A 301-nucleotide genomic window follows, 5' to 3' on the forward strand; every position below is an offset into this window, starting at 1 on the left:
CGCGCTACAAGTCGCGGAAGACGTCGCGGGCGTCGGCCGAGTACACCCGCAGCGCCTTCACATGGCGCGACGGGCTCCTGACGCTGGCGAAGACGGCCGAGCCGCTGGACATCCGCTGGTCGCGTCCCCTCCCGGAGGGTGCCGAGCCCACGACGGTGACGGTGTCCCGCGATGCCGCCGGGCGCTGGTTCGTCTCCCTGCTCGTCGAGGACACCATCGCCCCTGCCCCTGCCTCGAGTGCGGCGGTCGGCCTGGACGCCGGGGTCACCTCCCTGGTGACCCTGTCCACCGGGGAGAAGAT

General features: G+C 72.4%; 1 pseudogene. It reads left to right on the forward strand.

Annotation, left to right across the window (positions count from 1 at the left end):
• Window positions 1–301: pseudogene (locus tag KN815_RS49515) on the forward strand (RNA-guided endonuclease TnpB family protein); the annotation flags it as partial.

It is taken from the genome of Streptomyces niphimycinicus (assembly GCF_018883605.1).
GTDB classification, from domain to species: Bacteria; Actinomycetota; Actinomycetes; order Streptomycetales; family Streptomycetaceae; genus Streptomyces; species Streptomyces niphimycinicus.